The organism is Limnochorda sp., assembly GCF_047459355.1.
In the GTDB taxonomy this organism is placed as follows: Bacteria; Bacillota; Limnochordia; order Limnochordales; family Limnochordaceae; genus Limnochorda.
In genome coordinates, this window is the sequence record NZ_VSCV01000051.1 from 1 (window position 1) to 6741 (window position 6741).

Annotated in this window: 4 protein-coding genes; 3 read left to right on the top strand and 1 reads right to left on the bottom strand. The window is 66.5% G+C overall.

Going from position 1 to position 6741, the window contains the following annotated elements:
• Positions 1–57 precede the first annotated feature (57 nt).
• Positions 58–2616, bottom strand: a complete 2559-nt coding sequence (locus tag FWJ67_RS10410; RefSeq protein WP_304175181.1) for a TIM-barrel domain-containing protein — start codon at positions 2614–2616, stop codon at positions 58–60.
• 425 nt (positions 2617–3041) lie between these two features.
• Between FWJ67_RS10410 and FWJ67_RS10415 the strand changes: the two genes are divergently transcribed.
• From FWJ67_RS10415 to FWJ67_RS10425, 3 genes are all read left to right on the top strand, one after another.
• A complete protein-coding gene (locus tag FWJ67_RS10415; RefSeq protein ID WP_304175179.1) occupies positions 3042–4028 on the top strand; it encodes an ABC transporter substrate-binding protein in 987 nt (328 codons plus the stop codon).
• Between the two features lie 67 nt (positions 4029–4095).
• The gene (locus FWJ67_RS10420; RefSeq protein WP_414482789.1) at positions 4096–5787 is read left to right on the top strand and encodes an ABC transporter permease; all 1692 of its coding nucleotides are present in this window, start codon (positions 4096–4098) and stop codon (positions 5785–5787) included.
• A 13-nt stretch (positions 5788–5800) separates the two neighbouring features.
• Positions 5801–6741, top strand: a 941-nt coding sequence (locus tag FWJ67_RS10425) for an ABC transporter ATP-binding protein (protein WP_414482790.1), incomplete at its 3' end; no start/stop codon positions are given.

A 6741-nucleotide genomic window follows, 5' to 3' on the forward strand; every position in this document is an offset into this window, starting at 1 on the left:
CCGATCCCCGGCCAGCTCCCTGGAAAGGCAAGTCCTTCTGTCACAGAGACGCCCCTCTCACCCCAGCTCCACCGCAAACTCACTCCCAACCCGGCACCGCAAGGTGAGCCGCCGGGTCTCTTCGTCCCACAGCTCGTCCAGCAGGCTGCCGCCGTGGAGGCGGACCCGCTTGGGGCGGGCCTTCAGGCCGATGATGACCAGCCTCACCCGCTCGTAGCTCAAGGGGTAGGTGCCGAAGACCGTCCGCCGGATGAACCGGCCCCGCCCCTCGGAGGTTCCCCGCAGGCGGAACCGGGAGAGGCGGCTCGCACCGGGCGCCTCCGGATCGGGATGCTCGCCGTCGTCTTCGTAGAGGAAGCTGGTGTGATCCCCCGCCGCCCAGTAGAGCCGCAGCTCCAGCTCATCGATCACCCGCTCGCCCACGTACTGCTGGACGGGCCAGAAGGGGATGGCCGCCCCACCCTTGACGAAGAGGGGCAAAACCTCCAAGGGCGCGGGGACCTCCACGGTCTGGGGCCCGAGGTGCATCTCGCCCGTCCAGAAGTCGAACCAGGCACCTGCGGGCAGGTAGACCTTCCGCCGGGTGGCCCCCGGCTCGAGGACCGGGGCTACCAGGAGCCCGTCGCCGAAGAGGAACTGATCGTCCAGGCTGTGGGTAGCCTCATCCTCCGGGTAGGCGAAGGCCAGGGCCCGCATGATGGGCAGGCCCGAGCGGCTCGCCTGCCAGGCGGCCGTGTAGAGGTAGGGCAGGAGCTGGTAGCGGAGCTCGATGTAGCGGCGGCTGATCCGCTCCACCTCCTCCCCGAAGGCCCAGGGCTCCTGGTCGGGGGAGCCAGCCATGGAATGGATCCGGAAGAAGGGCGTGAAGGCACCCAGCTGGATCCACCGGGCGTACAGCTCCGGCGAAGGCCCGCCCGTGAAGCCACCGGTGTCGGGGCCCGTCATGGGGATGCCCGAGAGGCCAAGATTCATCACCATGGGCAGGGTAAGGGCCAGATGGTCCCAGGTGCTCTTGTTATCCCCCGTCCAGTGGATGGCGTACCGCTGCACCCCGGCCCACCCCGACCGGGTGAGGATCAGGGGCCGGCGATCGGGGCGGAGCTTGGCCAGGCCCTCCACCGACGCCCGGGCCATGAGAAGGCCATAGACGTTGTGGAGCTCGGCGTGGTCGGCGCCCCGGCCGTCGCCGTCGTGGACCAGCACCTCGGGCGCGTGCCCCTTCCCCTTCCAGGCGGTGGTGAGGGCCGGCTCGTTCATGTCGTTCCAGAAGGCGTCGAGGCCCTGCTCCAGCAGCTCCCGGTAGAGGCCGCCCCACCAGGCCCGGACCCGGGGGTTGCTGAAGTCGGGGAAGACCGCATTGCCCGGCCAGACGGGCCCGATGAAGGGGGAGCCATCGGGATAGGTCAGGAAGTAGCCCTGCTTCATGCCTTCATCGTAGACGGGGTAGCCCGGATCCACCTTGATCCCCGGGTCGATCATGGCCAGGGCCTTGAAGCCCTGCTCGTGGAGGGCATCGGTCATCCCCTTGAGGTCGGGGAAGCGCTTCCGGTCCCAGGTGAAGCTCCGGTAGCCGTCGAGGTAGTGGATGTCCAGGTGGATCACATCGCAGGGGATCCGCCGCTTCCGGAACTCCCGGGCCACCTCCAGCACCCGCGCCTGGGGATAGTAGCTCCAGCGGGACTGGTGGAGGCCGAAAGTCCACAGGGGCGGCAGCGGCATCCGTCCCGTGAGCTGGGTGTACCGTTCCAGCACCTGGGCGGGGGTGCCGGTCATCACGTAGAGCCGGAGCTCGCCCCCCGCGGCCGTGTACCGGAACGCCCCCCGCTCTTGGCTTCCCAGATCGACCCAAGCCCGGTAGGTGTTATCGAAGAAGAGCCCCACCGCCTGCCCGCCCACCAGCCCCAGCACGAAGGGCACGCTCAGGTAGATGGGATCGTCGCCCCGCTCGTAGACAGACGGGTCGCTGTTCCAGAGCTCGAACCGCTTCCCTGCCAGGTTGAGGCCCGTTGCCTTCTCCCCCAGGCCGTAGAAGGGGGTCTCGCCGGGGAACTGGGCTTGCCAGGTGACCTGGGGCCCTTCCCGGTGGCGAGCCCCCACGCCCGCGCTGAAGAAGACCCGCCCCGTGCCGTCGCCCAGGGCCAGGGCGCCGCTCGCCTTCTCCATGGTGAGGACCAGACCCCCGGTCCGGATCTCCACCTGGGCGGGCGACTCTTCCGCCGCCAAGGACTCGAAGGGCCAGGCGTCCTCACCACGCTCCACGCTGTAGGAGAACGGCGGCCCAAAGAGGCGATCAGGCCGGTAGCGGAGCTGGAGGAGGTTCTCCGTGAGGGCCCGGACCTGCAGGGTGCCTTCCCCCATCACCACCCGCACCGTCCGCCCATCCACCCCTTCCAGCCCCTGGACGGCGCCGAAGGGGATGAAGCTGTCAACGGGCGGCGGGTTAGGCCGGGGAGCCTTCAGCTCCTTCCAGACAGCCCGCAGGTAGGCGAGCCCCTTCAGCTCCGGCTGGGTGGAGCGGACCACCCCCACCGCCTTCCGCAAGGGATAGACCAAGGCGGGTCCGATCATGGCGGGCGAGACCGCGTTAAAGGTCTGCCGAAGGGTGAATCCGGCCACGGCCATCACTCCTGGCGAGAGCGACCCAGGGTCGCCTCGATCGTCGTTTGAGGTCGTCTTCTACAAGTCGCCTTCGCCCGGAAGGGCGCCCGTCCCTTTCCGGCCGCCATCGCCTAGCCCCGGGTATCCACGGGATCCTCCTTCTTCTGCGGGCAGGCCCCCACTCGCCTGCAGGCAGGGCCCCATTCGTCTCCAGGCAAGTCACCATTCCTGAGCACGATTCCTTCTGTTTCCCCGTCTCAGGCGAAACCGACCCGTACCACCCCCAAGGCCTGAGAACGGCCTGCGTTCCTTGGGATTCTTTTGGCAGGCGCAGGATCGCTTGCCAAATCGGTGAATAGCACCTCTGGGAGGGGGCAAGCCCTCAATTCTGTCGCTGGTGCATTCTGGCAAGGGACACTGTGGAAAGGGAAAGGAAGGATCCTGTGAAGCGAGCCGTAGTTCTGCTGGCCATCCTGGGTCTCTTGACCCTGCCGGCCGCGGCGCAACAGAAGGTGACGGTCTACACCACCCTGTTCGAGCCGACGGCCCGTCTCGTCTTTGCCGAGTTTGAGAAGGATACGGGCATCCGGGTCGAGTGGGTCCGGCTCTCCTCGGGTGAGGCCGTGGCGCGGCTGGATGCGGAGCGGAACAATCCTCAAGCGAGCATCTGGTTCGGCGGCGTGGGCCTGAACCACATCGAGGCCAAGCAGAAGGGCCTGACCGAGCCCTACGTCTCGCCCAACATCGAGAACATTCCGGCCCAATTCCGCGATCCTGACCACTATTGGACCGGCATCTACGTGGGGCCGCTCACCTTCATCTCCAACACCGAGCGGCTAAAGGAGCTGGGCATCGATCCACCCACCAGCTGGGCGGACCTGCTCAACCCCAAGCTGAAGGGTGAGATCCAGATGGCCAACCCGGGCACCTCGGGCACGGCCTACAACGTGGTCGCCACCCTGGTTCAGCTCTGGGGCGAGGATGAGGCCTTCGAGTACCTGGCGAAGCTCCACCAGAACATCCAGCAGTACACCCGGTCGGGGAACGCGCCCAACACCGCGGTGGCCATCGGCGAGGTGGCCGTCGGCATCGGGTACGCCCACGACCAGCTGACCGTCCTGACCCAGGGCTACCCGGTGGTCATCACCGCCCCCGAAGAGGGCACGGGCTACGAGATCGCCTCCATCTCCTTGGTGAAGGGCGGGCCCGAGCCTGAGGCGGCGCGGAAGCTCTACGACTGGGCTCTCACCGAGCGGGCGGCCAAGCTCTACGCGTCCACCAACGTGGTGCCCATCATCGATGTGCCGCTGGTGGAGGGCGCCATCAGCCTCTCGGAGGTCAACGTCATCGATCAGGACGACGTCTGGGCGGCCGCTGAGCGCGAGCGCCTCGTGGATCGGTGGATGAACGAGATCTACCGCTCCCGCTAAGAGGCTGACCCTGCGGGAGGGGATCCCGTGATCCCCTCCCCTCGTTCCTGACTCGAGGAGGTCCACTATGGCCATTCCGTCGGCGGAGTTGGGCGTCCGTCCCCGGAATCACCGGTGGGCGGTCCTCCGGCAGGATCCCATCCTGCTGGTTACGCTCATCGCCATTTCACTGTCGCTCATCATCTTTGTGGTCTACCCACTGCTCAAGGTCTTCTGGCTGAGCTTCTTCCCCCGAGGCTCCTTCACCCTGGAGACCTACCGGTACATCTTCTCCCAGTGGTGGCTCAGGGGGACCATCACCAACACACTGGTTCTGGGGGTCTCGACGGCAACCGTCTCCACCATCATCGGCTTCATGTTCGCCTACGCCCTCAACCGGACGGACATGCCCTGGAAGGGCTTCTTCCGCACCATGGGCCAGCTGCCGCTGGTCTCGCCGCCCTTCATGTTTACCATCTCGGTGATCCTCCTGCTGGGCCGAAACGGTGTGATCACCCGAACCCTGCTGGGGCTGCGGAACTTTGACATTTACGGCCTGCCCGGGCTGGTGCTGGTCCAGACCATCGGCATGTTCCCCATCGCCTTCATGACCCTGAACGGGGTCTTGCAGGGCATCAGCTCCGACCTGGAGGAGGGCGCCCTGGACTTGGGCGCGAGCCGGTGGGAGGTGTTCCGGACCATCACCTTGCCCCTCTCCACCCCGGGGATCGCCAGCGCTTGGCTTCTGGTCTTCGTCAGCTCCCTGGCCGACTTTGCCAACCCCATGGTCTTGGGCGGCGATTTTGAGGTGCTGTCGGTGCAGGCCTACCTTCAGTTTACAGGGATGTTCAACATGCCCCGGGGGACGGCGCTGGCCATCATCCTCCTGGTGCCGGCGATGCTGGCCTTCTCCATCGAGCGCTACTGGATCTCCAAGCGCTCCTACGTGACGGTGACGGGCAAACCCAGCTCCCTTCGGATTCTCACCACGCCCAAACCCCTGCGCTGGGGCCTCTTTTTGGGGTGCTTCACCGTCTCGGCGATCATCCTCCTCTTCTACCTGACGGTGATCGCCGGCGCCTTCGTGAAGACCTGGGGCGTCAACTGGACCCCAACCCTGGAGCACTTCCGCTACGCGTGGGACGTGGGGAAGGACAGCATCAAGGCGACCCTCTACCTGGCTGCCTGGGCGACGCCCATCACGGGTGTGCTGGGCATGATCATCGCCTTCTTGCTGGTCCGGAAAGATTTCCCAGGAAAGCGGGCCTTGGGCTTCACGTCCATGCTGGCCTACGCGGTGCCGGGGACGGTGGTGGGGATCGGGTACATCCTGGCCTTCAACCAGCCCCCGCTGCTCCTGACGGGAACGGCGGCCATCATCGTCCTCTGCTTCATCTTCCGGGAGATGCCCGTGGGCATCGAGGCGGGGGTGGCCTCCCTCACCCAGATCGACCGCTCCATCGAGGAGGCGTCGACCAACCTGGGAGCTTCCACCGCCTACACCTTCGCCCACGTGACCATGCCGCTGATCAAGCCGGCTTTCATCGCCGGGCTTTCCTTCGCGTTCACCCGGGCCATGACCGCGGTGAGCGCGATCATCTTCCTGGTGTCGGCCCGCTGGAACCACCTGACCGTCCTGATCCTGGCCCAGACGGAGATCATGCGGTTGGGACCGGCCAGCGTGCTGTCGCTCTTCCTGATCATCATCGTGCTCCTCACCTTCGCCCTCATGCGGGTTCTGGTGGGCGAGGGGGCACGTCCCCGTATCTCTGGAGTTTAGGCGAGGTGGCCTCATGAACGATCGAACCGTTGAACTGCGGAATCTGGTGAAGATCTTTCAAGGGCCTGGAGGCGAGGAGATCCGGGCGGTGGACGGGGTCAGCCTCGTCATTGAGCCGGGCGAGATGGTGACCTTGCTGGGCCCCTCAGGGTGCGGCAAGACCACCATCCTGCGGATGCTGGCCGGGTTTGAGCAGCCCACCTCGGGCCAGATCCTCTTGGGCGGCCAAGACCTGACCCACGTCCCCCCCAACGCCCGGAACACGGCCATGGTCTTCCAGAGCTACGCCCTCTTCCCCCACATGACCGTGGCCGACAACATCGGCTACGGCCTCCGCTTCCGGAAAGTGGACAAGGACGAGGCCCAGCGGCGGGTGGCCCGGATGATGGAGCTGGTGGGCTTGAAGGGCTTTGAGAAGCGGATGCCGGGGCAGCTTTCGGGCGGGCAGCAGCAGCGGGTGGCCCTGGCCCGAGCGCTGGTGGTGGAGCCGGAACTGCTCCTCTTCGACGAGCCCCTTTCCAACCTGGACGCCAAGCTGCGGGAGTCCATGCGGAACGAGATCCGGGCCATCCAGCAGCGGCTGGGCATCACCGCCGTCTACGTCACCCACGACCAGTCCGAGGCCATGGCCCTCTCGGACCGGATCGTGGTGATGAACAAGGGCCGGATCGAGCAGGTGGGCACTCCGGAGACCATCTACCGCCGGCCGGCGACTCGGTTTGTGGCTGACTTCGTGGGGAAGGTCTCGTTCCTGCGGGGCCAGGTGGTGGGTCGCTCGGGGCGGGAGACGGTCATCCGGGTCCAGGATCTGACCGTGTCCGTGGCGGACCTGCCTGCCGAGGTCAACGGCGCGGTGGACCTGGTCTGCCGGCCGGAAGCCCTCTTCCTCACCGACGGGCCAGGCCTGCAGGGCACCATCACCCGGGCCACCTACCTCGGCCAGACCATCGAGTA

Bases quoted from the DNA above. Each gene is read 5' to 3' on its own strand.
- FWJ67_RS10420 (WP_414482789.1), top strand. From the start codon at position 4,096: ATGGCCATTCCGTCGGCGGAGTTGGGCGTCCGTCCCCGGAATCACCGG.